The organism is Stenotrophomonas maltophilia, assembly GCF_023518235.1.
Lineage (GTDB): Bacteria > Pseudomonadota > Gammaproteobacteria > Xanthomonadales > Xanthomonadaceae > Stenotrophomonas.
Genome location: NZ_CP090423.1, coordinates 4,134,940 through 4,160,228, shown reverse-complemented (window position 1 = coordinate 4,160,228; position 25,289 = coordinate 4,134,940). Strand labels below are relative to the sequence as shown.

General features: G+C 66.4%; 19 protein-coding genes and 1 riboswitch. Of the genes, 7 read left to right on the top strand and 12 right to left on the bottom strand.

Features of this window, described 5'->3' with window-relative positions:
• The first annotated feature begins 75 nt into the window (after positions 1 to 75).
• Positions 76 to 333 carry a DUF2789 domain-containing protein gene (locus tag LZ605_RS19310; RefSeq protein ID WP_249842934.1) on the top strand — a complete coding sequence of 86 codons (258 nt, stop codon included), beginning with the start codon at positions 76 to 78 and terminating at the stop codon, positions 331 to 333.
• A gap of 50 nt (positions 334 to 383) precedes the next feature.
• Here the strand turns inward: LZ605_RS19310 and LZ605_RS19305 are convergent, their stop codons facing one another.
• From LZ605_RS19305 to LZ605_RS19285, 5 genes are all read right to left on the bottom strand, one after another.
• Entirely contained in the window at positions 384 to 3,302 is a 2,919-nt protein-coding gene (locus LZ605_RS19305) for a TonB-dependent receptor (RefSeq protein WP_249842933.1), read from the bottom strand.
• A gap of 212 nt (positions 3,303 to 3,514) precedes the next feature.
• Positions 3,515 to 4,447 carry a FecR family protein gene (locus LZ605_RS19300; RefSeq protein WP_249842932.1) on the bottom strand — a complete coding sequence of 311 codons (933 nt, stop codon included), beginning with the start codon at positions 4,445 to 4,447 and terminating at the stop codon, positions 3,515 to 3,517.
• A 104-nt stretch (positions 4,448 to 4,551) separates the two neighbouring features.
• Positions 4,552 to 5,052, bottom strand: a complete 501-nt coding sequence (locus LZ605_RS19295) for an RNA polymerase sigma factor (protein WP_107231608.1) — start codon at positions 5,050 to 5,052, stop codon at positions 4,552 to 4,554.
• 84 nt (positions 5,053 to 5,136) lie between these two features.
• A complete protein-coding gene (locus tag LZ605_RS19290) occupies positions 5,137 to 5,619 on the bottom strand; it encodes a hypothetical protein (protein WP_249842931.1) in 483 nt (160 codons plus the stop codon).
• Positions 5,619 to 6,110, bottom strand: coding sequence for a hypothetical protein (locus tag LZ605_RS19285; protein WP_249842930.1), 492 nt, complete (start codon positions 6,108 to 6,110; stop codon positions 5,619 to 5,621). Before LZ605_RS19285 ends, LZ605_RS19290 begins: the two co-directional genes overlap by 1 nt.
• Positions 6,111 to 6,293: 183 nt before the next feature.
• On the opposite strand from LZ605_RS19285, the gene ppa reads away from it, so the two are divergent.
• Together ppa and LZ605_RS19275 are read left to right on the top strand one after the other, a co-directional pair.
• Positions 6,294 to 6,830 carry an inorganic diphosphatase gene (gene ppa, locus LZ605_RS19280; protein WP_057497596.1) on the top strand — a complete coding sequence of 179 codons (537 nt, stop codon included), beginning with the start codon at positions 6,294 to 6,296 and terminating at the stop codon, positions 6,828 to 6,830.
• Between the two features lie 151 nt (positions 6,831 to 6,981).
• A complete protein-coding gene (locus LZ605_RS19275) occupies positions 6,982 to 8,103 on the top strand; it encodes an HDOD domain-containing protein (protein WP_249842929.1) in 1,122 nt (373 codons plus the stop codon).
• A gap of 145 nt (positions 8,104 to 8,248) precedes the next feature.
• Here LZ605_RS19275 and LZ605_RS19270 read toward each other — a convergent pair whose 3' ends face one another.
• The 5 genes from LZ605_RS19270 to thiC form a co-directional block, all read right to left on the bottom strand.
• Positions 8,249 to 11,098 carry a TonB-dependent receptor gene (locus LZ605_RS19270; RefSeq protein WP_249842928.1) on the bottom strand — a complete coding sequence of 950 codons (2,850 nt, stop codon included), beginning with the start codon at positions 11,096 to 11,098 and terminating at the stop codon, positions 8,249 to 8,251.
• Positions 11,099 to 11,147: 49 nt separating this feature from the next.
• A complete protein-coding gene (locus tag LZ605_RS19265; protein ID WP_249842927.1) occupies positions 11,148 to 12,047 on the bottom strand; it encodes a helix-turn-helix transcriptional regulator in 900 nt (299 codons plus the stop codon).
• Between the two features lie 114 nt (positions 12,048 to 12,161).
• Positions 12,162 to 14,477 carry a winged helix-turn-helix domain-containing protein gene (locus LZ605_RS19260; RefSeq protein ID WP_249842926.1) on the bottom strand — a complete coding sequence of 772 codons (2,316 nt, stop codon included), beginning with the start codon at positions 14,475 to 14,477 and terminating at the stop codon, positions 12,162 to 12,164.
• 259 nt (positions 14,478 to 14,736) lie between these two features.
• On the bottom strand, positions 14,737 to 15,408 hold the full coding sequence (locus tag LZ605_RS19255) for an ion channel (protein ID WP_249842925.1): 672 nt from the start codon (positions 15,406 to 15,408) through the stop codon (positions 14,737 to 14,739).
• A 95-nt stretch (positions 15,409 to 15,503) separates the two neighbouring features.
• Entirely contained in the window at positions 15,504 to 17,348 is a 1,845-nt protein-coding gene (gene thiC, locus LZ605_RS19250; protein ID WP_249842924.1) for a phosphomethylpyrimidine synthase ThiC, read from the bottom strand.
• An 82-nt stretch (positions 17,349 to 17,430) separates the two neighbouring features.
• Positions 17,431 to 17,531: riboswitch (TPP riboswitch) on the bottom strand.
• Positions 17,532 to 17,784: 253 nt separating this feature from the next.
• On the opposite strand from thiC, the gene LZ605_RS19245 reads away from it, so the two are divergent.
• A complete protein-coding gene (locus LZ605_RS19245) occupies positions 17,785 to 19,362 on the top strand; it encodes a BCCT family transporter (RefSeq protein ID WP_249842923.1) in 1,578 nt (525 codons plus the stop codon).
• Positions 19,363 to 19,889: 527 nt separating this feature from the next.
• Here the strand turns inward: LZ605_RS19245 and ggt are convergent.
• Both ggt and LZ605_RS19235 read right to left on the bottom strand, forming a co-directional pair.
• Positions 19,890 to 21,608 (bottom strand): gamma-glutamyltransferase, encoded by a 1,719-nt coding sequence (ggt, locus tag LZ605_RS19240; protein WP_249842922.1) that lies wholly within the window; start codon positions 21,606 to 21,608, stop codon positions 19,890 to 19,892.
• A gap of 69 nt (positions 21,609 to 21,677) precedes the next feature.
• Positions 21,678 to 21,920, bottom strand: a complete 243-nt coding sequence (locus tag LZ605_RS19235; RefSeq protein ID WP_249842921.1) for a hypothetical protein — start codon at positions 21,918 to 21,920, stop codon at positions 21,678 to 21,680.
• Positions 21,921 to 22,296: 376 nt separating this feature from the next.
• On the opposite strand from LZ605_RS19235, the gene ilvC reads away from it, so the two are divergent.
• The 3 genes from ilvC to LZ605_RS19220 are packed head-to-tail and all read left to right on the top strand — an operon-like array spanning position 22,297 to position 25,281.
• Positions 22,297 to 23,271 carry a ketol-acid reductoisomerase gene (gene ilvC / locus LZ605_RS19230; protein ID WP_107231597.1) on the top strand — a complete coding sequence of 325 codons (975 nt, stop codon included), beginning with the start codon at positions 22,297 to 22,299 and terminating at the stop codon, positions 23,269 to 23,271.
• A 38-nt stretch (positions 23,272 to 23,309) separates the two neighbouring features.
• The gene (gene ilvG / locus LZ605_RS19225; protein WP_249842920.1) at positions 23,310 to 25,046 is read left to right on the top strand and encodes an acetolactate synthase 2 catalytic subunit; all 1,737 of its coding nucleotides are present in this window, start codon (positions 23,310 to 23,312) and stop codon (positions 25,044 to 25,046) included.
• On the top strand, positions 25,030 to 25,281 hold the full coding sequence (locus LZ605_RS19220; RefSeq protein ID WP_249842919.1) for an ACT domain-containing protein: 252 nt from the start codon (positions 25,030 to 25,032) through the stop codon (positions 25,279 to 25,281). Before ilvG ends, LZ605_RS19220 begins: the two co-directional genes overlap by 17 nt.
• Positions 25,282 to 25,289 lie beyond the last annotated feature (8 nt).

Sequence of the window (25,289 nt, the reverse complement as noted above, 5' to 3'; positions counted from 1 at the left end):
CGTTCCGCGCGGGGCTTTCCCCAAGGCCATGTGCGCCGATAATGGGCATCCTCCTTCTTCCGCCAGGAATAGACGATGATCACCACCGAACCGCGCATGACCAACCTGTTCCTGCAGCTGGGCCTGGATGCCAGCGCCGAGGGCATCGCCCGCTTCATCGGCGAACACCAGCTGGCCACCGATGTGGAAGTGGTCGAGGCACCTTACTGGAGCGATGCCCAGCGCCAGTTCCTGTCTGAATCGCTGCAGGCCGATGCGGCGTGGAGCACCGTGGTGGATGAACTGAACGAGGCGCTGCACGAGGATGCGGTGAAGGCCGCGACCGGGTTGTGACCCGATGGGGTCAGAGCCCTTTCCACGGGAAAGGGATCCGACCCCGTTGATCAGTACTTCCAGGTCAGCGCCAGGCGCGCGGTGCGGCCCGGTGCCGGCATCACGCCCAGGGCCAGCGGGTCCAGGTAGTAGCGGTCGGTCAGGTTGTCCACGCCCGCCTCCACCGACCACTGGTCGTTGAAGTTCCAGCTGGCGAACAGGTCGACCAGCGTGTTCGGACGGTACAGCTGCTGGATCGCCGACAGGCCCACGTTCCATTCCTTGTCCAGCTTGCTGATCGGGCCGGCGTTGTGGACCACGCGGGTACCGAAGGTCAGGCGCTCGTCGAACAGGCGCGCGCCCAGGGTCAGGTTGACCATGTAGCGCGGCGGGTTCTGCGTGTTGGTGTACGAGCCCTCGAAGCCGCCATCCACGCAGTTGGGCGTGTTGGCCAGCTCATCGTTCCTGCGCTGCGCGCCATAGGCACGACGCTCGGCAGCGATGTCCGGCGCGCAGGTCTTGGCCTTGAAGTAGTAGTGCGCGGACAGATCGGCGAACAGTTTGCCGCTGTCATAGCTGGACTGGAACTCCATGCCCGAGACCTTGAACTGATCGACGTTGCGGATCAGGCCAGCCGACAGCGTGCGGTAGTCGCGGGTGATCAGATCGTCGATGCGGGTATCGAAGTAGGCCAGCTTCAAAGCCAGGCGGTCGCCTGCGGCGAACAGGTCGTAGCGGATCGTGCTGGCACCGATCTCCCAGCTGTGCGCGGTTTCCGGCTTCAGTTCGCCCACCGGCTTGGCGGCGGTGAACAGGCCCAGCGTGGTCTCGAACAGGCTCGGCAGCTTGGTGCCTTCGGCGTACTTCACGTAGACCATGGTGTCTTGGCTGAAGCGGTAGGCCACGCTGGCGGTCGGCGAGAAGGCGCTGTCGCGGCGCCGGATCGGCTGCGACCAGGTCCAGCTGACCGGCACTTCCAGATCCTGTGGCGCATCGGCATCGAAGAAGTTCCAGCCGCCAATGTCGGCCACCGTGCCCTTCTTGTACGGCGAAGCCAGCAGCGATTGCTGGGTGAAGTTGCCATTGGCGTCCGGGTACCAGTTCAGCAGCGCGATGCGCTTGGCCCGCCACGACGGCAGCGCCGGGTTGCCATTGAGCAGTTCGGTGTAGCGGTACTGGCCCTGCACGGCGAACGCATCGGCAGTGGCCAGGCGGTTGCGGTCGTGCACGTCCACGCGGTTCCAGCGGCCACCGGCCAGCAGCTCCCAGTGTTCGTCAGGCTGCCACTTCAGCGAAGCCACCGCGCTGTATTCCTTGCGTTCGGCGTTGCGCAGGAAACGGTTGTTGACCAGATCATCGTGCATGACCGGACCGGAACTGCCGGGTGCGATGTCCTCGTCGCTGTACGACAGGCCGTAGTCAAGCGTGAACGCACCGGCACGGGTATCGAACCGCGAGGTGTTGCTGGCATCCACGCCGAAGCGCTTCTGCCGCAGCGGGTTACGGTAGGCGTCCTTGTAGCCGGGATCGCCACTGAAAGTGGGGGCGTCGTACCACTCGGTGCGGCGGTCGAAGTACCACGGGGTGATGCCGGTGAGGCTGTTGTACATCACGCTGTCGGCGTCGGTGTACCAAGCATTGACGCGCAGATCGACCCACTCGCTGTCCGGATTGAAGCGGTAGCGCAGGCTGTAGCTGTCCATGTCGACATGGCCCGGATCCCACTGCGGGATGCGGTCGCGGTCGACGCGGATGATCTGCGAGGCCATGATCTCGCCGGCCGTGCCTTCATAGCGGCGATAGCCCGCTTCCAGGGTCTGCGCATCATCGATGCGCCAGGTGCCCTTGAGCAGCGTGGACTTCGAGCGCGAGGAGGTGTTGAACACTTCGGTGCGCGGCGGATTCAGTGGCGCCAGCGTGCGACGCGTCTGCGGGAAATCGTCGTAGCCGTGCTTGCCCGAGAAATAGTTGCCATTATCGCGGTAGGCGTAGGCGGCCACCAGATCGAAACGATCCCAATGCCCGGCGCCGGCCACGTTGAAGAACTGGCTGCCGGTGGCGCTGCGATCGCTCCGCGGCGCGGCACTGTAGGCCGGCAGGTTGTTGGCACTGGCGTTGGCCAGGCCACCACGCACGCGCACGCCGAAATCGCGGCCTTCGCGCAGCACGTCACCCACCTTGAGCGTTTCCATCTCCACGACACCACCGATGCCGCCGGAGGCGTTGGCCTGCAGGCTCGGGCCCTTGGTGATGGTCAGGCTGGAGATCAGATCCGGATCGAGGTAGCTGCGCTGGGATTGGCCGGCATAGCCGCGATAGGTGTCCATGCTGGACTGGCCGCCGTCGATGATCACCGGTACGCGGCTCTGGCCCTGGATGCCACGGATGTTGACGTCGAAGCCGTTGCCCACGCGCGGATCGCCGGCGGTGACACCGGCCACGCCCTTGACGATGTCGCCATTGGAGGTGCCACGGAAGCGTTCCAGGTGCGTGCGGTTAAGCGTGGTGGTCGAGCCGACGCTGCGGTAGCTGTCGAGCAGCCGCGCCTCGTCGCTGCCACCATCGCTGTCGACGCGGTCGCCGGCCACGCTCAGCGTGTCGGTGACGATCACGCCACCGTCGGCCTGCGCCGGGGCGGCCGCTTCCAGGGTGACCGCCTCGGCGCCGACCCGGCGCACCACCAGGCCACTGCCCTGCAACAACTGTTGCAGTGCTTCGCTGGCCGACAGGCTGCCGCTGACTGCCCGCGAGGTCACCCCCCGCGCCAGGGTGGCCGGATAGACCACCTGCACGCCGGACTGGCGCATGTAGCTGCGCAACGCTTCATCCAATGGCTGCGCCGGGATGTCGTAGCGCTGCTGGGCAGCGTGGCTGCCGGCGGCACTCTGCGCCCACACCGACGGTGCGGCGCTGGCAAGGCCGGCGGCGAGCAGGGCGATGCACAGGCGGGACGGGCGCAGCGCGCGGCCCGGACGATGGGAATCGAACATGGGGGAACCTGTCAGGTAATCGGTGCCGCAGGGCGCGGCGTCATCCGCAGGAAGTGCGGACACGGCGACGTACGTGGCGGCGGCGGGTACGTTCGCGGGGTAAGACGGGTGGGACGGTCAGAACCCCAAGAGCGATTCGCGGTCGTGGTGTGTGCCGACCGTTGGTCGGCACAATGGGATCACCGCGATGATCATCCACGCATGGCGTGGTTCTACTGGACGATGGCGACACCGAACGGCAAGCGGGTGACCTGCAACCCGGCGGTTGCTGCCAGCGCATCCAGCGCCTGTTCCGGGCGATCGATGCGCAGCGCGGCACTCACTGCGGGCAGCCGCGACAGATCGCCGCGCACGAAGGTCGGGCCGGCACGGTAGCGGCCGACCCGTTGCACAGCGTCGGCGACACTGGCCTGCTCCAGCAGCAGCTCGCCCTGCCGCCACGCGCCCACGCTGTCAGCCGCCATGTCGGCCAGGCGCGTCACTGCGCTGTGCTCGTCATAGGCCGCACGCTGGCCCGCCTTCAGGTAGGTCCAACCGCCATCGGCCGGGCTGGCCACGCGCACCCTGCCCTGCCCGACCTGGGTTTCCACCCGATCATCGCCGCGGGCCACGCTGAAGGCGGTGGAAATGTCCTCAACCACGCCGTTGCCGGCCTGCACGCTGAATCGCCGCTGCGCATCCGGACTGACCTCGAACCAGACACGACCGCGCAGCAGCTCCACCTGCCGCGCATCTGCATCGAAGTGCACGGCGATCGCGCTGTCGGCATCGAGTACCGCACGGCTGCCGTCGGGCAGGTGCACGCTCTGTACGACGTGCGTGCTGCGATGGTCGGCCTGCAGTCGCAACCAGGCTTCCGGCCAGGCCACCAGCATCGCCAGCGCGGCCGCCGCCGCCATCGCCCAGCGCAGGCGTTGCGGCCGACGCCGCACGGCGCGGGCCGCCTGCGGGCGCGGACCGACACCGCGCCACAGCGCGCGCTCGTGCTCGAACGCGCGGCGATGGCCCGGCTGTGCCAGCCAGCGCTCGAACGCCTGCATGCGCGCGTCGCTGTGGTCGCCCGAGGCCAACCACGCGATCCAGCCCCGGGCCTGTTCGGCCAGGGCATCGTCATTGGCGGCGGGCAGCATGTTCGGCGGGCTCATCGGCTGGCGGACAGGCGCATTCAAGCGCGGGCGGGGGAACTAGACCGCATCCACGGTCCAGTAATCAAGACGTTGCAGCGGGGAATGTCCCCAAGGCGGCGCGATCATCGACCGCTGCGCGCCCACGCCAGTCGTTGCAGCGCGGTGCGCACATGGTTTTCGATGGTGGTCACCGACACACCCAGGCGGCGTGCGATCTCGGCCTGGGTCAGGCCCTGCAGGCGGTTGAGCCGGAAGATCGTGCGGGTGGGTTCGGGCAGATGGCTGGCGGCATCCAGCACACGCTGCAGCTCATCCTGGGCCATGGCCTGCTCCTCGGTCGAGATCACCTCGTCCGGGCCCCACAGGTAGTGGTCGGCCAGCAGTCGATTGCGGCGGGTGGATTCGCGGCCGTGGTCGGTGGCCAGGTTGGCCGCCAACCGGTACAGATAGGCGCGTGGGTTGTCGATGGCCTGGCTGTCATCGACCCCGCGCGCCTTGAACCAGACCGCCTGGATCACGTCCTCGGCGCCGTTGTCGCCGCCGAGGATCCGCTGAACGCGGCGCAGCAGCGCCGGCCGCTCGCGGATCAACAGTTCGGTGAGGGTGACGGCATTGGAGGACATGCGCGGAGCCGGGACGGACGGGAGGCGCCGCGCATGCTACTCCGTTAATGCGAATCAGTCACGTTTGCATTGACGCCACAGGCACTACAGGCAATCGACCAGCGCGTCGTATGTGTTCTGCCCGGTGCCCGGCAACGGCGCATGCAAGGCGTCGTCCGCCGAACCCGCCTCCCACACCTCCAGCAGCTGGCTCAGCGGGGTTCCGGGCGCCACCGGCAGCACACAGGCATAGCTGCCCAGATCGACGTCGATCCGGCCGATGTTGCGCACCCAGGTATCACTGCCGGCAAAGGTCCAGACGCAGCTTCCAACCACGCCGGTATCGCGCCGCACCGAACAGCGCAGGCGCATCGCCCATAGGTTGTAGTACTGCCCCTCGCAGAAGGTGTCGCCGCAGATATTGTCGAAGCCGCGCACCAGGCGGCGTTCGGCGGCCAGAAATCGCTCATGGCCCATGGCAGGGGCGGGGTAATCACGCGCGTCCACGTACGCAGGACCCGCTTGCGCGGCACCGGCGATCAGAAGCAGCATCGCGACCCGCAGGGTTGATTCGGGGATGATCCGCATCAGCCTGCCCTCCCCAGCGGCCGCAGGCAGGCGGGCAGCACCTCGAACAGCCCGTGGTCGAGGCCGGGCAGCGGTGCGGTCAGGCCACCGGGGGCCTCCAGCGCGGCATGGAACGCCTCGACGGGCACGCCGGGCTGCAATGCCAACTGGCAGGTCCAGCGCCCGTTGTCGACCTGTACCTCCCCGCTGTCGGCGTGCACCGAAAGCTCGCTGGCGGCGATCACCCAGACGCAGCGCTGTACGGTGCCCCGGTGGGCCAGCACGGCGCAGCGGAATTCCATTACCCGGTAGTTGCTGTAGTCGCCCTCGCACCAGGTATCGGCGCAGATCGCGTTGAACTCGCGTGCCAGGGCCGCTTCCAGACCGTAGGCCCGGTCCCAGTTGGCCTCCGGCTGCGGGTAGTCGATCAGGTCCACATGTGGCCCGCGTGCCAGGCCGGGTAACGGGACAAGCAGTGCGATGGCGGCACAGCACAAGGTCTTCCAGCGCATGACAGGACTCCTTGGGGATGAGTCATCAGCCTGCGCCGCGCCACCCGCCATCCCCATCAGGGAAGCCCCTGCCGACGGGTGGTCCAGCACCGCGACGGGCGGTGGGAACACCGCCCCTGCACGGCGCCCGGCAAAGGCATAAAATGGGGGGCTATCCGTCTATATCCCCACCTGGAGCACACCATGGGTCTGGAACTCGTCTCGCCCGGCAAGAACCCGCCGGAAGAAATCAACGTCATCATCGAGATCCCGAAGGACTCGGAGCCGGTGAAGTACGAAGTGGACAAGGAAACCGGCGCAATCTTCGTCGACCGCATCCTGTCCACCCCGATGCGCTACCCGTGCAACTACGGCTATGTGCCGAGCACCCTGTGTGGCGACGGTGACCCGGCCGACGTGCTGGTGGTGCTGCCGCTGCCGCTGGTGCCGGGTTCGGTGGTGCGCTGCCGTCCGGTCGGCGTGCTGAAGATGAGCGACGAGGCCGGCAGCGACGAGAAGATCCTGGCGGTGCCGGTGTCGAAGATCTTCAGTGGCTACGCCCACGTCGAAGACATCGCCCAGGTCTCCAGCCACTGGCTGGAGCGCATCGGCCACTTCTTCGAGCACTACAAGGACCTGGAAAAGGGCAAGTGGGTGAAGCTTGATGGTTGGGGCGGCGCCGCCGAGGCCAAGCAGATCCTGGTCGAGGCGCACCAGCGCCATCTGGACAGCAAGGCCTGAGCCTGAACCGGATCGCTCCGGCAGGCCCTGCCGGAGCGATGCGGGTCACGTTTCATGACGACGGCACATCACTCTTGCCGCCGTATTAGGTAAATTGCGTCACTTCACACGTCGTCGACATCCATCGTCGAGACAGCCAGGGGAATGTGTCGTGCGTATTCTGCTTGTTGGGGATGCAGCCAGCCTGCCGGCTGAGCTGACCGAATTCATTGCCGATCTTGGGGAAGACTGGCAACCGCTGACCGCCACCGATGGCCACAGCGCGATGAGCGTGGTGGCTGCGCAGGGCGTGGACGCGGTGATCGTCTGCCCGCAGCTGCCCGATCTCAATGCCACCACGCTGCTGGGCCAGATCCGGACCTTGCGCCCGGAGACCATCCGCATCGCGCTGATCGATGCCCAGCATGGCAACCGGCCACCGCCGGCACGCCTGATCGGCGTCGCCCACCGCTTCCTGCCGCTGCCACTGGCGCCGGAAGTGCTGCTGGAAGCACTGACCAGCCTGGAAGAGCTGCGCGAGGTGCTGGACAGCCCGCGCCTGCGCGATGCCATCGGCCGTATCGAGAAGCTGCCCTCGCCGCCGCATCTGTACCTGAGCCTGACCCAGGCGCTGGAACATGACGACGACGCCGACAGCGCCGACGTGGCCAAGCTGGTCGCTGCTGATCCGGCGATCGCGGCCAAGGTGCTGCAGCTGTCCAATTCGGCGTTCTTCAGCCAGGGCCGCACCATCGCCGACCTGCGCACCGCAGTGACCCGCCTGGGCCTGTCCACCCTGCGCGACCTGGTTCTGGCCAGCGAAGTGTTCTCGGCACCAACGCTGTCGGCGGCCGAGCGCAACTCGTTGCAGCAGCGTGCCCTGCTCGCCTCGCGGCTGGCGGCACGGCTGCTGCCCGAATCCAGCGCCGAGCTGGGCGCGACCGCCGCGCTGCTGGCCGACATTGGCCTGCTGCTGCCGGGCGTGCGCAACGAGCGCAGCGAACCCTCGCTGGCCGGCGATGCCCGCCCCGGACACGCCGAGGCCGGCGCCTACCTGCTGGGCCTGTGGGGCCTGCCGATGCCGATCATCGAAGCGGTGGCATTCCATCTGCAGCCGCAGCGCGCCAACACGCGCAGCTTCTGGGTGACCGGCGCGGTGCACGTGGCGCTGGCGCTGGTCAACGGCGATCCGGTGGATGAGGACTACCTGCAGCGCGCAGGTGTACTGAACCGGCTGCCACAGTGGCGCGAGCATGCCAACGCGCTGATGGGCCTGGTGCCCAGCGACGCCTGAGCGGCGGCCCAACCGGCACGGACAATCGCAGGGCGCATCCAACGGGTGCGCCCTTTTTCGTGGCCCGCGCACGCGCATTCCTGCAAAAGAAAGAGGGCGGACCTTGCGGCCCGCCCTCCTCATGTTGCTACCGCACTTCGATGGATCAGAAGCGCTGGGTGTACTTCATGTACAGGAAGCGACCCACATCGAAGCCGCCGTAGTAGGCGAACGCCGAGTTCGGAGCCGAGTACTGCAGCGAACCCTTGTGGTCGAACACATTGTTCGCGCCCAGGGCGACGGTTGCATCCCACGGCGCCTTCCAGCTGACCTGCAGGTCGTGGAAGGTGTTGGAACCGGTGTGACGCAGCGGATCGCTCTCGCCGTTGGCCATGTGGTTCGGGGCATCGCACCAGCCGTCGTCCAGCGAGATGCAGCTTTCCTTCATGCCGGAGTAGTAGCGCGCGGTGTAGTTCACACCGAAGTCGCCGTACTGCCAGTTCACGCCCAGGTTCGAACGGACGCGGAACAGGCCCGGCTCGCTGACGCGGCCGATCATGATGTTGTTGCCGGCGCTGTTCTGGCCCTGCTCGTCGTACTTGGAGGTGTAGCTGGTGGTCCAGTCGATGCTGAACTGACCGATGGCCAGTTCCGGCAGGCGGTACTTGACGCCCAGGTCGTAACCTTCGGTCTTCATCTTGCCGAGGTTGGCGGTGCCGTAGGTGATCGCACTGACGTGGCCGTCAGCCGCACGGGTCACGCTCGAGCAGCGATCGGCATTGCCCAGCACGTAGCAGTCACGCAGGATGCGGTCGACGCTGTCAGCGATGATCATGTCGCTGATTTCGTACTTGTACCAATCCAGCGACAGGTCCAGGCCCTGCACCCAACGCGGGCTCCACACCAGGCCGAAGGTGGTGCTCTTGGAGGTTTCCGGCTTCAGGTTCGGGTTGGCACCGGAGATGAACTGGTCACCCGACTGGCACGGCAGAGTCGAGCATTCCTTGCCACCCTGGCCCAGCTGCACGTAGTTGGCCGGCACGCCTGCGCCGGAGCACGCTGCGTTGCCTGCAACGCTGCCCGGAGCCTTCACGCCGCACGGATCGATGTACGACTCGAAGCTCGAGCTCAGGCCACCGTACAGGTCGCTGATGGTCGGAGCACGGAAGCCCTCGGCGTAGGTGCCGCGGACCAGCAGTTCATCCAGCGGACGCCAGGTCAGGCCGAACTTGCTGTTGGTGGTGCCACCGAAGTTGCTGTAGTCCGAATAACGGCTGGCAACGTTCAGGGTCAATTCCTTGGCGAAGGCCATGTCGGCCAGCAGCGGCACGTTCAGTTCGAGGTAGACCTCGTTCAGATCGTACTCACCACGGGTCGGCTTCTGGCCCAGGCCGGTGGACTGGCCCGACTGCGCGAAGGCATCCGGCACGTAGCTGCCTTCTTCCTTGCGGTGCTCGACACCCAGGGCGAAGCCCAGGTCGCCGGCCGGCAGGGAGACGATGGCACCCGACAGGTTGGCGGTGAAGCTCGTGGTCTTGGTCACACCACGGGTGGTGAAGGTCGGGAACAGGAAGTCCTGCAGCTCCTGGTTCGCCAGCGAACCCTGACCGTCAACGCCGTACGGCAGCAGCGGGTTCCACGGACGGCAGTCGCCCAGGATCGGGTTGGCCGCGGTACCGCAGCGGGCAACGCCGCCGGCATCGATGAACGACGGGCCCAGGGCCTGGCGTGCACCGATCAGGCTCATGTCACCACGGTTGCTCTTGATCGACTCGTTGCGGTTCCACAGCGCGCCGACATCCCAATCGAAGGTCTTGCCGCCCAGCTCGAAGAAGCCGGTCAGGGTCGGGGCGAAGCGCAGGGTCTTCAGCTGGCTGTCAGTGGTACGCGGCACTTCCCACAGGCGACGGCGGAAGCTGAGGTCCTGGCCGACCGGGTTGAAGGCGCTGGCGGCCGACAACGGGGTCTTGATCGAATTGGACGCGGACTGGTACGGGTAACCGGCGATCTGCTGGAACGTCTGACGCTCGTTGTAGAGCACGTCGGTGTTCAGGCTGATCGAATCGGTGAAGTCGTAGGTGCCGTTGATGTAGACCGACTTGCGCTTCACACCGGTGAGCAGGGTCATCTGCTCGTTCGAGTTGGCGAACTCGTCTTCGGTGATGGCGTGGTAGTCGTTCGGGTTCTTCGGATTGCCACCCGGGTTCAGGGTCTGCCACACGGCGCTCGACTTGGTGCAGTCGTACAGCTTCGGGTTGCACCAGCTGCCGTTCTGGCTGATCGGGCTCCAGTCAGCCGAGGTCGAGTTCGGACCCAGCGAGCCGTCACGGCTGTACCAGCGGTCCTTGGCCCACACCGGGTCCTGCTTGGAGTACTCGGCCGACAGGGTCAGGCTGCCGCGCTCGCCGCGGGCACCGAGGGTCATCGAGTAGGTTTCGGTGTCGCCGTCGCCCTTGCCGTACTGGCCGACGTAGACGTTGGCTTCGCCGCCGTCGAAGTTCTTGCGGGTGATCACGTTGACCACGCCGGCAATGGCGTCGGAACCGTAGATCGACGAAGCGCCGTCCTTCAGGATCTCGATGCGCTCAACGGCCGACATCGGAATCTGGCTCAGGTCCTGCAGGCCCGAGGTCGAAGCGCCCAGGCGCTTGCCGTTCATCAGCACCAGGGTGCGCTCGGCGCCCAGGTTGCGGATGTCGACGTAGTAGCCGCCCACGTTCTCGCCCGAAGCCAGCGATTCCGAGCGCGAGATGGCCGGGGAGCCGGCCGAGGTCAGGTTGTTCAGCACGTCGGCGACGCTCGAGAAGCCCTGCTTTTCCAGGGATTCACGGGTCATCGTCAGGATCGGCTGCTGGGTTTCCACCGAGGCGCCGCGGATGCGCGAGCCGGTGACCGAAATACGGTCCAGATCGGTGGTGCCCTTTGCTTCCTGGGCGGAAGCAAAGGCCGGCGCCAGCGCCAGCGCAATGCCGGCCGGCAGCAAGCCGAACCGCACTGCGGGATTACGAACGTTCATCAATCTCTCCAAGGTACGTGTTAGCAGCGTGTTAAAACACCCCAGCACGTTACGATTGCGTTGCAGCGCTGTATTTGCGCGAACCAACCAGAGACTTTGCAGATTGTGGCGGGAGCAAGCCGCCGTTCTCCCTGAAGCGCGATGCGGACTGGCCGTAGCGGGCGCGGAACGCACGCGCGAAGCTGCAGCAGTTGTCGAAACCGCTGGCGGCAGCGACCTCGCCGACCATCATGTCGGTGTCACGCAGCAGATCGGCGGCGCGCTCAAGGCGCAACCGCGCCGAAAGCGACTGCGGGCTTTCCTCGTACAGGCTCTGGAACGTCTTGGAGAGATACCAGCTGGAGAAGTTGGTCAGCTCGGCCAGTTCGCCGATGCGTACCACGCGGTGGCTGTTGCCCTCCAGGTACAGGCGGGCGCGCTGCATGCGGCCGAACACCTGCCGCTTGCGGCTGCGCGAGCGCCCCGGGCAACGCTGCACGTTGTCGGCCAGGCCGCGCTGCAGGCCAGCCAGATGCAGCAGCAACGGGCGCAGTGCCTGTGCCGGCATGCCACTGGCCAGCGCATCGCGCCACAGCCGCAGCGCCACGCGGGCATCACTGCGGTTCATGCGACCGCGACCGGCATACAGACCGCAGTCGGCCATCTCGGCCAACACCCGAAGCGCCTCGACGTTCAGGTTCAGGCCGATGCACAGCCCATTGCGACCGGCCTGCACCAACGGACGTGATTCCTTCTCGAAGGCGATCCACTCGCCCTGGCGCAGGCGGAAACGTCCCTCCTTGGCCTCGACCCACGAACTGCCACGCACCTGCATCCAGACAGTGAAGCTGGTGCCGGCGGTCTGCAGGCTGCCCAGCCGGGCCACGCCTAGGCAGGTCGGCGCGGCATCGTCGGGCGCGCGATCCAGGGAGACGGTTTGGCCACGATCGGCCAGCGAGAGTTGACGCATGGGGCACCACGGATTTGCCTAGCACAGGCCTCCGTTTTGCCAAATCAGGCGGGTCCGCGTCAGGAAAGTCGGACGAGATCGCCACGAATTCGCGACGAGATCGCGACGAAGAAATTACGAAGGCCCATTTCCCTTGAACAACAACAACTTGGAGAACGCGGGGAACAGTGCCGGGGCACGCTCGGGTAAACGCATCACGCCGATGTCGGCGCCGTCACTGACCGCCATCGCCACGAACAGGTCATGTCCGTCAGCGCTGGCGCTGAGCCCGTTGCCTGCGCTGAGCCGCTGCGTGTCCAGGCAGTGTTCGGGTTGCTCGTGACCGGCCTGGATCCGTATCAACGTGGTGCCACAGGCGGTGGATGTGCCGAGATAGCCGATCGCATTGCTGCCGGCCACCGTCCAGGCCCGGTACCGCCAGCGGCTGGGCCGGTCATCACTGATCTGCTGCACGCTGGCTGGCGACAACACCGCATCGGCCGACCACAGACCACTGGCGGCCAGGCGGGTGAACAGCACCCGTCCGGTGCTGCGGTCGAAGCGCGCCTGCGAGACGCCATCGACACTGCCCAAGCGGCGCCATGGCTGCACGCTGCGGTCGTACAGGCTCAGCCGGATGCGCTGGTCGGCATCACGTTCGACCACCAGCAGCTGCTCCGGTGTCGCGCCATAGAGGGCCTGCAGCGGCTGCTCGCCGGGCACCGGCAACGGCTGCAGGCGTTCATCGCGCGGAGCAATCTCGTAGACCACGGTCCTGCCGTGCTCATCGCGGCCCACCACCAGCAACTGGCGGCTGTCGGCCGACCAGTCCGGCGCCTGCCGCGCTTCCGGACGCAGCCCTTCGATCGGTCGCAGCGAGTCGGGGCGCTGCATGTCGGCCCACCACAGGGCGAAACTGCCGGAACGATCGGAGGTGAACACCAGTTGGCGCCCGTCCGGTGCCGCCATCGGCTGGCCATCGCGGCCGCTGGAGGCGAACAGGCGTTCGGGTTCGCCATTGCCCTGCATCGGCACCTTGAACACGCCGAACTGCGCGCGGCGGTGAACGAAGGCGAGCATGCCGCCACGGCGCGACACGGCCGGCCACTGCGCATCATCCAGGCCCGCATCGCGCAGCGTGCGGCGCTCCACATCCAGGTAATAGAGCCGGGCTTCGCTGTCGACGCGGCGGCCAAACACGATGGTGCGGCCATCGTCCAGCCAGGCCCAACCGCGCAGCTCGGCCGCTTCGTTGGTGAGGCGCTCGGGTGTTCCGCCATTGGCCGGCACACGCCACAGATCGCCCAGCTGCGGGTTGCGCACGAACACCAGCCACTGCCCGTCCGGCGAATAGCGTGGCGCGTAGTCGAAATCATCCTGGTCCACGCCGTAGTCCAGCGCGCGCCACTGCCCGCTGCCGAGGTCCAGCACGCGGATGCCGCGATGCGCATAGCGCCCGACCATGCTGCCGAACACCAGGCCACGGCCATCGGGCGTCCAGTCGAAGCTGAGCAGTTCAGTGCCATCGCAGCGCGTGGCCTGGCGCAGTGCGCCACCGGTGGCGCTGGCTACCAGCACCTGGCAGCCGCCATCGGCGGAGAACCGCGCAAAGGCGATCTCACGCCCATCCGGCGACCAGTTCGGGAAACGATCGACCGCGCCGGCCGGCGGCACCAGCAGCTGGCGTGCGGGCGCATTGCCCGAGGTCTGCACCTTGATCGCACCGCCGCCATTACCGTCTTCGTTGGCGCCTTCGTAGGCCACCAGCGAGCCGTCGGGCGACAGCGTGGGATAGGTTTCAAAGCCACTTGTCGCGGTGATCAGCCGATACGGACGCTGCGGGCTGCCGATCACCCGCGTGCCGTTCTCCACGGCGGCATCCACCGGCGAACTGCTGGCCGGCGTGCGCCGCAACAGCAGCGCGGTCATTACCACCAGCGCCATCAGCATCACCACGCCCAGCGCCAGCAGCACACGACGACGCACATGGCGCCAGCGGCGGCGCGACACCTCTGCAGGCATGGGAGCGACGGCGATCACCGCCGGCGCGTCCTCCGCCTCGTCGTCAGCCAGCGCAGGCGCCGGCGTCTGCACGTCGTCCAGCACCTGCACCGGCATCAGCAGGCGATAGCCGGTCTTGGCGATCGTCTCGATGTAGGCCTGGCCGTTGTCTTCGTCGTGGCTGAACGCTTTGCGCAGCTGGGTAACGGCCTGGGTCAGCACGTCGTTGGTCGGCAGCGTGTCCGGCCACACCTCGGCGAACAGTTCATCGCGGGTGACCACACGGCCCGGTTGCCGCAGCAGCACGCGCAGTACGCCCAGCGCCTTCGGCGTGAGCCGACGCGGCCGGCGTGCGCCGACCACCTCCACCTCACGCGAGGACAGAGTGACGATGCACTCGCCTATCCGGATCCGATCGAATCCGGGGGGCTGGATTTCGCTGCTGTTCATTTTCTGCTACACAGTAGAGACAGGTTCCGGGCAGCGTTTGCCTTTGAAACCGCCCCGTTCCGGGAACAGCGAAAAGCCAGACTCCGCACAAAGCATCGGCGCATACCGCAAAAACAATTGAGCGCGCGAATACTAGCCTATGCCGGTTACCTCGCCTATCGCGTGGTCGACATCAGGCTCTCTCTCGCCGACGCATTCACATAATTTGCAGCACCATTCGCGCCCTTCCGGGCGCGAAATTTTTATCTGGCGTTCATTTTCAGGCACGCCTCAGCATGGTCAGTCCGACCAGTCGCGAAACCACCAAAGCTACGTACATCACGCCTGAAAACTGCTCCAGCATGACCAGCGCGCGGGCCTGTGGATGCAGCGGCACGACATCGCTCAACCCCACTCCAGACAACAAGCTGAAGCTCAGATAAAGCAACTCCATCCAGCTGCGCTGCGGACCCTCGCTGGCACCGTGGAAGCTGCCCGGGTACCACTGCTGGCAGACCGAAAACGCAAAGGCGAAGGCCCAGGCCAACAGGGTGAAGGTGGCCCCGGCAGCGAACAGTTCATCGCGGGTGACCTTGTGGTCCTGCAGCATGTACGCAATCAGCGCACCTGCCGTATAGAAATACAGCAGGCTTTCCAGCAGCTGTGCGGTGATCACCAGCGCGCTGCGCTCCAGCAGCGCCCCCGCCAACGAAAACACCACGGCGGGGATCGCCAGCAGCAGGGCCAGCCAGCTTCCCAACGGGCTGCGCTGCACCACCCACAGCGCCAGGCCCAGCACCGCCATTCCGAACATGCCCAGCGCGGCGCGTCCGCCGGCGGTGTCGTCCAGCGCCGGATACAGCACCACCGCCAGCAGCTGCGCCGCCAGCAGCCAGGCCGAGGGGTGGCGGCGGGCAATGGCCAGCCAACGCGTGGTCACGGCAACAGGCATGGCGTCCTTTCCTCTGGCAACGATGGGCCGAGCATAGCGGTGACCGGCGTGAGGAACGGTCATGCCGGCCTGCGGCCGGCATGACCGGCCACGCGTCAGCCCTGGTGGTAGACCTCGGCGCCCGAAGCGCGGAACTCGGCGGACTTTTCCTTCATGCCGGCCTCGGCGTAGTCGCGCACATCCTGGGTGATCTTCATCGAGCAGAAGTGCGGGCCGCACATCGAGCAGAAGTGGGCCAGCTTGTGCGCATCCTTGGGCAGGGTCTCGTCATGGAACTCCTTGGCCTTTTCCGGATCCAGACCGAGGTGGAACTGGTCCTCCCAGCGGAACTCGAAGCGTGCCTTGCTCAGGGCGTTGTCGCGCACCTGTGCACCCGGGTGGCCCTTGGCCAGATCCGCCGCGTGCGCGGCAATCCGGTAGGCCATGATGCCGTCGCGCACGTCCTGGCGGTTGGGCAGGCCGAGGTGCTCCTTCGGCGTGACGTAGCAGAGCATGGCGGTGCCGAACCAGCCGATCATCGCCGCACCGATCGCACTGGTGATGTGGTCATAGCCGGGCGCGATATCGGTGGTCAGTGGACCAAGCGTGTAGAACGGCGCCTCGCCACACTCGCGCAGCTGCTTGTCCATGTTCTCCTTGATCAGCTGCATCGGCACGTGACCGGGGCCTTCGATCATGGTCTGCACATCATGCTTCCAGGCGATCTTCGTCAGCTCGCCCAGTGTTTCCAGTTCACCGAACTGCGCTGCATCGTTGGCATCGGCGATACAACCCGGACGCAGGCCATCGCCCAGCGAGAAGGTCACGTCGTAGGCCTTCATGATTTCGCAGATCTCTTCGAAGTGCGTGTAGAGGAAGTTCTCCTTGTGGTGCGCCAGGCACCACTTGGCCATGATCGAACCGCCACGGCTGACGATGCCGGTCACCCGCTTGGCGGTGAGCGGCACATAGCGCAGCAGCACGCCGGCGTGGATGGTGAAGTAGTCCACGCCCTGCTCGGCCTGCTCGATCAGGGTGTCGCGGAAGATCTCCCAGGTCAGCGCTTCGGCGCGGCCATCGACCTTCTCCAGCGCCTGGTAGATCGGCACGGTGCCGATCGCCACCGGCGAGTTGCGGATGATCCATTCGCGCGTTTCGTGGATGTGCTTGCCGGTGGACAGGTCCATCACCGTGTCGCCGCCCCAGCGGATCGCCCACACCAGCTTCTCCACTTCCTCGGCGATACCGGAAGACACCGCGCTGTTGCCGATGTTGGCGTTGATCTTGGTGAGGAAGTTGCGGCCGATGATCATCGGCTCGCTTTCCGGATGGTTGATGTTGTTGGGCAGTACCGCGCGGCCGCGTGCGATCTCCTCACGCACGAATTCGGGGGTGATGATCTTCTGGATCGACGCACCGAAGGCCTCGCCCGGGTGCTGCTGCAGCAGGCCGGCATCACGGATCGCGTCCAGGCGCTGGTTCTCGCGGATGGCGACGAACTCCATTTCCGGCGTGATGATGCCGCGCCGCGCGTAATGCATCTGGGTGACGTTGGCGCCGGCGCGCGCACGCCGCGGCAGGCTGCGCGCGGGGAAACGCACCGCGTCGAGCTTCCGGTCATGCTCGCGGTCGCGGCCGAACGAAGAGCTCAGGCCATCGAGCTGTTCGGTATCACCGCGCTCTTCCACCCACCCACGGCGCAACGCAGGCAGGCCGGTAGACAGGTCGATGCGTACCTCCGGATCGGTGTACGGGCCCGAGGTGTCGTAGACGGTGACCGGTGCATTCTCTTCGCCGCCGAACAGCGTCGGCGTGCGGGTCAACGCAATCTCGCGCATCGGCACCTGCAGGTCCGGGCGCGAGCCGGGCACGTGGATCTTGCGCGAACCGGGGATGGGCCGGGTCACCGATTCGGAGAGTTGCTGGGCCTGTTGCTGCAGGGCGGAGAGCTGTGCGTTCATCGGGCATCGTCCAGGAAGGTCAGGGACGAAGCGGCGGCGCACTGCGCCCGCGCGCGGGCGGTCCTTGGGCGGAGTCCGGGCACGGCTGCACTGCAAAGCTTCCCTACGCCGGTATGAGCCGGATCAGGTTCCAAGGGACTGTCTCAACCGTGGCCACAAGGCCCGGTACCCCCGCTTCTTGGTGCGCATTAGAGCATAGACCGCCCGGCTCCGGGGTCAGATCCGCTTTCCTGCCGAAAGCGGATCTGACCCCAATTCCCGTTCGTTAACAGAACCATGACGTCGCGTTCAGTAACGTGCACGCCCATCGCGTCTCTGCGACCGATGTATCCCCGCCGCCTTCGCGGCCCCTGCCCGGCTCGTGCTGCATGCCGCCGGCCCTTCGCTGCAAGCTCTGCTCGCTCCCCTCAATCCCCTTGATCGGAGAAGCTCCTTCATGGTGTTTCGCGTTTCCATCGCACTGGTACTGCTGCTGGTGCTGCTGGCCGGCATCGCGCCCGGCCCCTTCAATACCGTTGTGCAATCCATGCTGGCCGAGGTCATCCGCAGTGTCGGCTGGCTGTACCTGCTGGTGGTGTTCCTGGCACTGGTGTTCCTGATGTACCTGGCCTTCGGCCGCTTCGGCAACCTGCGCATCGGCGGCGAAGACGCCGAACCCGAATTCTCGCGTGCCAGCTGGATGTCGATGCTGTTCGCAGCCGGCATGGGCATCGGCCTGGTGTTCTGGGGTGCAGCCGAACCGATCTCGCATTTCAGCAAGCCGCCAGAAGGCATCGCTCCGCAAAGCCTGGATGCGGCGCGGGCATCGATGCGCTACGCGTTCTTCCATTGGGGTCTGCACCCCTGGGCGATCTACGCGCTGATCGGCCTGGCGATGGCGTGGTTCCAGTTCAACCGCAACGGGCGCGGCCTGGTCAGTGACATGCTGCAGCCGATCATCGGCCGCCACCATCGCGGTTGGATCGGTCGCGTGGTCAACATCGCCGCGGTGGTCGCCACTGCGATCGGTGTCGCCACCACGCTGGGCTTCGGCACCATCCAGATCGCCGCCGGCATCGAGCGGGTGTTCGGCGTGCAGGCTACCGTGGCGGTGCAGATGACCATCATCGCCATCGCGTTCGTGCTGTACATGGCCTCCACCGCCAGCGGCGTGGAGCGCGGGGTGAAATGGCTGTCCAACTTCAACCTGGCATTGGCTGCGCTGCTGGCGGCGACCCTGCTGGTGCTGGGGCCGACCGGCTTCATCTTCGATACGTTCACCACCACGCTGGGGTCCTACCTCAACCAGCTGGTGACGATGAGCCTGCGCATGTCGCCGTTCTCGGGCAGCACCTGGGTGGCCGACTGGACGATCTTCTACTGGGCCTGGTGGATTTCCTGGGCACCGTTCGTGGGCTCGTTCATCGCGCGCATCTCGCGCGGCCGCAGCGTGCGCGAGTTCGTGATCGGGGTGGTGCTGGCGCCGACGCTGCTGGGGTTCTTCTGGTTCGCAGTGTTCGGCGGCACCGCGCTGTGGGCACAGATCTTCGGCCATGCCGACCTGGTGCAGGCACTGGGCAATGGCTACGAGACGGTGCTGTTCACCTTGTTCGACAGCATGCCGCTGCCGCTGCTGCTGTCGTGCATCGCGCTGGTGCTGCTGATGATCTTCTTCGTGACATCGGCTGATTCGGCGGTACTGGTGCTGGCCAGCATGTCCACCGACGAGGCCGGCGATCCGCCGCTGAAACGCAAGCTGGCCTGGGGCATCGCGGTGGCCCTGATTGCAGCGGCGCTGTTGCTGGCCGGTGGCCTGGACGCGCTGCAGGGCATGATCACGATCGCGGCGTTGCCGTTTGCGCTGCTGATGGTGCTGGTGATGGTGTCGCTGTACCGGGTGCTGGACCAGGAGTACACGCGCGAGCGACGCCAGGCACAGCGCCAGCGGCACATGATCGATGCGTGGATCGCACGCGAGATGGCGGCGCAGGAAGAAACCCAGGCGGAGGCCGCTCGCGCGCAGGATCAGGATTGAGGGAGTTTTGCAGCCTGCGGCTGCACCGCTTTTTTCAGGCAAGTGCAAGTGCAGGAGCCAAAGCGGCTCTGGGTTTCTGCTGGTTGGGCGGGGCGGTGTGGGTTGGCAGGACACGCCGTAAACCCGTCCATGGGGGCTCGATGGCGCCATCCATGGCGCCAACGGTCCTGCCAACCCACACCGCCCCACCCCCGACAGATTCCCGGTGACGGTAGGTCCATCCACGCCATGCGTGGATGAGGTGTATCGGAAAACACGAAGGGGTCGGATCCCACAGCGCGCGGCTGTTGCTGTTGCCTTTGCTTTTGATCTTCTTCTTTCTCTTCCTGCGGTGGCGGCCGCAGGAAACTGTCAGAGGCCGGGCGGGTGGGCTGGGCGGGGGTGTCAGCCGCATGGATGCGGCTGCCAAGCCTCCAGGGACGGATTCACGGCGTCCCCCGACCAGCCCACCCGCTCTGCCCAATCTCGCGATGCCGCTTCTACGAACCCCCACCGCAGAGGGGGCTCAGCCCGGTGGCCGGGAAACCTCAGTAGCCCGCCGCCTGCCCATCCTTGCGGCTCTCCGAAGCACCGTAGTACACCCCGGTCTCGGGATCACGCATGATCGCCTGATACCCACCATACGGGCCGTCGGCGAACACAATGCGATGCCCCTTGCGCATCAGCGCACGCACCGTCTCGTAGGGGAAGCCGGTCTCCAGATTCACTTCGCCACCATCGGTCATCGCCGTGGCCTGCCCGGTCGGCTCGGTGGAACCTTCATGCTGGATGCGCGGTGCATCGCCGGCTTCCTGCAGGTTCATGCCGAAATCCACCAGGTTCATCACGATCTGCGCATGGCCCTGCGGCTGCATCGCGCCGCCCATCACGCCGAAGCTGGCGTACGGCTTGCCGCCCTTGGTGATGAACGCCGGGATGATGGTCTGGAACGGGCGCTTGCCCGGCGCGTAGCCGTTGGGATGGTTCTTCTGCAGCACGAACATCTCGCCACGGTCCTGCAGGATGAAGCCCAGTCCCGGCGGTGCCATGCCGCTGCCCATGCCGCGGTAGTTGGACTGGATCAGCGAGACCATCATGCCGTCGGCGTCGGCCACGGTCATGTAGATGGTGTCGCCCTCCTCCAGCTGCTTCGGCGTGCCCGGCTGCACTTCCTTCAAGGCCTTGTCCATCGAGATCAGCGCGCGACGCTGCGCCGCGTACTCCTTGGAAATCAGCTTCTGCACCGGCGCCGGCTGGAACGCCATGTCGGCGTAGAAGCGCGCACGGTCAGCGAAGGCCAGCTTCTTCGCTTCCACGAACAGGTGCACATGCTCGGGTGAGCCGAATGGAATCTTCGAGAAATCGTAGCCTTCCAGCACATTGAGGATCTGCAGCGCGGCGATGCCCTGGCTGTTGGGCGGCAGCTCCCACACATCGTAGCCACGGTAGTTGCTGCTGACCGGCTCCACCCACTCTCCGTGGTGGTCGGCCATGTCCTGGTAGCTCAGATAGCCACCATTGGCCTTGAAATAGTCGCCGATGGTGTGGGCGATGTCGCCCTTGTAGAAGGCATCGCGGCCGCCGTCGGCGATCTTCTGCAGAGTGCTGGCCAGGTTCGGGTTCTTCCACATCTCGCCCTTGCGCGGGGCGTGGCCGTTGATCGTGAACTGTTCCTTGAAGCCCGGGTACTGTGAAAGCTTGGGCACCGAGCGGTCCCAGTAGTAGGCGATCACTTCGGCCACCGGGTGGCCTTCGCGGGCGTAACGGATGGCAGGGGCCAGGTTGTCGGCCATCGGCTTGCGGCCGAAGCGGTCGTGCAGGGCGAACCAGCCATCGACCGCGCCGGGCACCGACACCGGCAGCGGGCCGGTGGCCGGGATCTCCTTCAGGCCGCGGCGCTGGAACTCGGCCAGGGTCAGCGACTTCGGCGAGCGGCCCGAGCCGTTGTAGCCGTAGAGCTTCTGCGTCTTCGGGTCCCACACGATGGCGAACAGGTCGCCGCCGATGCCATTGCCGGTCGGCTCCATCAGGCCCAGCGCGGCGTTGGCGGCGATCGCTGCGTCGACCGCCGAGCCACCGCCCTTCATCACGTCCAGTGCGATCTGGGTGGCCAGCGGCTGCGAGGTGGCGGCCATCGCATGCGGGGCGATCACCTCCGAGCGGGTGGCGAAGGTGTGGCCGGTGATACGGTCTGCGGCGAAGGACAGTGCCGGCAGCGCAACGAGCACGGCGGCAGCGAGCAGGGAACGGGCAAGGCGACGGGACACGGCGGGTTCCGATGGAAGGGTGGTCCCCGATCTTCGCCGCTGCGGCCGCCACGCGGTATCGGGCAGAGGTCATGGGCGAGGGTCCTTCACTGGATGCGGATCAAGGTCCGCCCCCACCAAGGCGAAAACCACCCGGAATCCGCGCAAAAAGTACCCGGGAAAGACTGAATTCGGGTTCACCGAAACAATTTCAGCGGCAACCATCCTTGTGCCGCAAGCGATTGCGCCGGATGCACGTGAAACCGTAAAAATTTCTTCGGCAAGGGTTGACACCGCCGAAATGGCTGTGTTTCTCTCGATCACATGTTGCATCACAACACGCCACCGCGAACCCACACCGAAGCCGCCGACACCGGCGCTGCCTCGCTGCGTTCGATTCTTGTGCTCGTACTTATTACCCAGCCTACAGGTGCGGGACGAGCCAGCGTGTAAGCAACAAACACACCGGAACTCATCAAAAACCCGCACCCGCCCCGGTGCGGGTTTTTTCATTTCAGGACCTGGTTTCAGACGCAACCACCATGCACACCGCCCCTCGCAAAACCCGGACCCACACCGCCACGATGCCTCGTGGTGCCTGTGCCTGTGCGATGCGCGGCGCCTCCTCCACCGCTTTCCCCTGACCGGCCGGCACGTCACCTCGACGACCGGCCGTTCTTTTTTCTTCCCACCGCAAGGAACCTCCCCCATGAGCACCAACGACCTGCCCCAGACCAAGATCGCCGTCATCGGCTACGGCAGCCAGGGCCGCGCCCACGCGCTGAACCTGCGCGAATCCGGCTTCGACGTGGTGGTAGGCCTGCGTCCGGGCGGCCCCACCGAGGTCAAGGCGCAGGCCGATGGCTTCACCGTCAAGGCACCGGCCGAAGCCGTGAAGGATGCCGACCTGGTCGCCGTGCTGACCCCGGACATGGTGCAGAAGAAGCTGTACGACGACGTGCTGGCGCCGAACATGAAGCAGGGCGCGGTGCTGCTGTTCGCGCACGGCCTGAACGTGCACTTTGACATGATCAAGCCGCGCGAAGATCTCGACGTGGTACTGGTCGCACCGAAGGGTCCGGGCGCGCTGGTGCGCCGCGAGTATGAAATCGGCCGCGGCGTGCCGTGCATCTGGGCGGTCTACCAGGACAAGAGTGGCAAGGCGGCCGACTACGCCCTGGCCTATGCCGGTGGCCTCGGCGGCGCCCGCGCCAACCTGATCCAGACCACCTTCAAGGAAGAAACCGAAACCGATCTGTTCGGCGAGCAGGCGGTGCTGTGCGGCGGCGCTTCGGCGCTGGTGCAGGCCGGTTTCGAGACCCTGGTCGAAGCCGGTTACCAGCCGGAGATTGCCTACTACGAAGTGCTGCACGAACTGAAGCTGATCGTGGACCTGTTCTACGAAGGTGGCATCTCGCGCATGCTGGAATTCATCTCCGAAACCGCGCAGTACGGTGACTACGTGAGCGGCCCGCGGGTGATCGACGCCGGCACCAAGGCGCGCATGAAGGAAGTCCTGAAGGATATCCAGGACGGCACTTTCACCAAGAACTGGGTGGCCGAGTACGAAGCGGGCCTGCCGAACTACAACAGGTTCAAGCAGGCCGACCTGGAGCACCCGATCGAGAAGGTAGGCAAGGAACTGCGCGCCAAGATGGTCTGGTTGCAAGGACAGGCCGCGTAACCACGCGGCCTCCCCCACCCGCTCTGCAAGGTTCCCCCATGAACTCTTCCACACACCGCAGCGCGCCGCTCAACGGCGCGCGCTGGCTGACCCAGGCGCTGGAGGCCGAAGGCGTCCGCACGCTGTTCGGCTATCCCGGCGGCACCATCATGCCGTTCTACGACGCGCTGGTGGATTCGTCGCTGAAGCACATCCTGGTGCGCCATGAGCAGGGCGCGGCGCTGGCCGCCAACGGCTTCGCCCGCGCCAGCAACCAGGTGGGCGTCTGCGTGGCCACCTCCGGCCCGGGCGCCTCCAATCTGGTGACCGGCATTGCCGATGCGATGCTGGATTCGGTGCCGATGGTCTGCATCACCGGCCAGGTCGGCACCCCGCTGCTGGGCACCGATGCCTTCCAGGAGCTGGATGTGTTCGGCCTGACCCTGCCGATCGTCAAGCACAGCTGGCTGGTGCGCAGCGTCGATGACCTGCCGCGCGTGGTCGCCGACGCCTTCCGCATCGCGCGCGAAGGCCGTCCCGGCCCGGTGCTGATCGATCTGCCCAAGGACGTGCAGCTGGCCGATGCCAGCCATCTGCCAGCGCACGTGCCGAGCAGCGTCGAACCGCCGCCGGCGCCGGCCGACGACGCCATCGCCGACGCCATCGCCGCACTGGCCGCAGCCGAAAAGCCGGTGGTCTACGCCGGTGGCGGCATCGCACTGGGTGATGCGGTGCAGGACCTGCGCGACTTCGTCGAGGCCAGCGCCATCCCCACCGTGATGACCCTGCGTGGCCTGGGTGCACTGCCCCCGCAGCACCCGCAGTCGCTGGGCATGCTGGGCATGCACGGCACCCGCGCGGCCAACATGGCGGTACAGGAAAGTGATCTGCTGCTGGTGCTGGGTGCACGCTTCGATGACCGCGCCACCGGCAAGCTGGCCGAGTTCGCACCGTTCGCGCGCGTGGTCCATATCGACGCCGACGCCTACGAGATCTCCAAGCTGCGCAGTGCCGATGTCGCCGTGCCCGGCAATGTCGGCCATGCCATCCGCGCCCTGCGTGCGGCCTTCCCCTCCCCCAAGGCCCACCAGGACGCATGGCGCAGGCGCTGTGCGCAACATCGCGATCGCTTCGCCGCCCGCTACGACGCACCGGGCCAGCACATCTACGCGCCGGCCCTGCTCAAGCGCCTGAGCGAGCTGGCCCCGGCCGATGCCGTGATCGCCTGCGATGTCGGCCAGCACCAGATGTGGGTGGCCCAGCATTGCCGCTTCAACCACCCGCGCAACCATCTGACCAGCGGTGCGCTGGGCACCATGGGCTTCGGCCTGCCGGCGGCGATGGGCGCGCAGTTCGCCTGCCCCGACCGCACCGTGGTGCTGGTGTCCGGCGATGGCAGCTTCATGATGAACGTGCAGGAGCTGGCGACCATCGCCCGTTGCCGCCTGCCGGTGAAGATCGTGCTGCTGGACAACAGTTCGCTGGGCATGGTGCGGCAGTGGCAGGAACTGTTCTTCGCCGAGCGCTACAGCGAGATCGACCTGTCCGACAACCCGGACTTCGTGGCACTGGCGCAGGTGTTCGGCATTGCCGCCACCCGCATCGAGGCACGCGATGACGTGGAGGGTGGACTGGCCGCGCTGCTGGCCGAACCGGGCCCGGCGCTGCTGCATGTGGCCATCGACGCCCGCGCCAACGTGTGGCCGCTGGTGCCACCCAACACCGCCAACAGCACCATGCTGGAAAGCAACCCTGCCCATGCCCGCCAGGAGACCCCCAATGCAATACCGGCTTGACCTGGTGCTGCGCCCGGCCGAAGGCGCGCTGCTGCGCGTGATCGGCATGGCCGAGCGACGCGGCTTCGCGCCGCGCGCGATCAGCGGCGCGCCGGTAGCCGCCGACGATGGCCGCTGGCACCTGCAGCTGGTGGTGGACGGCCAGCGCCCGGCCGAAACGCTGTGCCGGCAGATCGAGAAGATCTACGACTGCGTGTCCGTGCAGGTCACCGCCGTGGAAGGAGTATCGCCATGAACACCCGT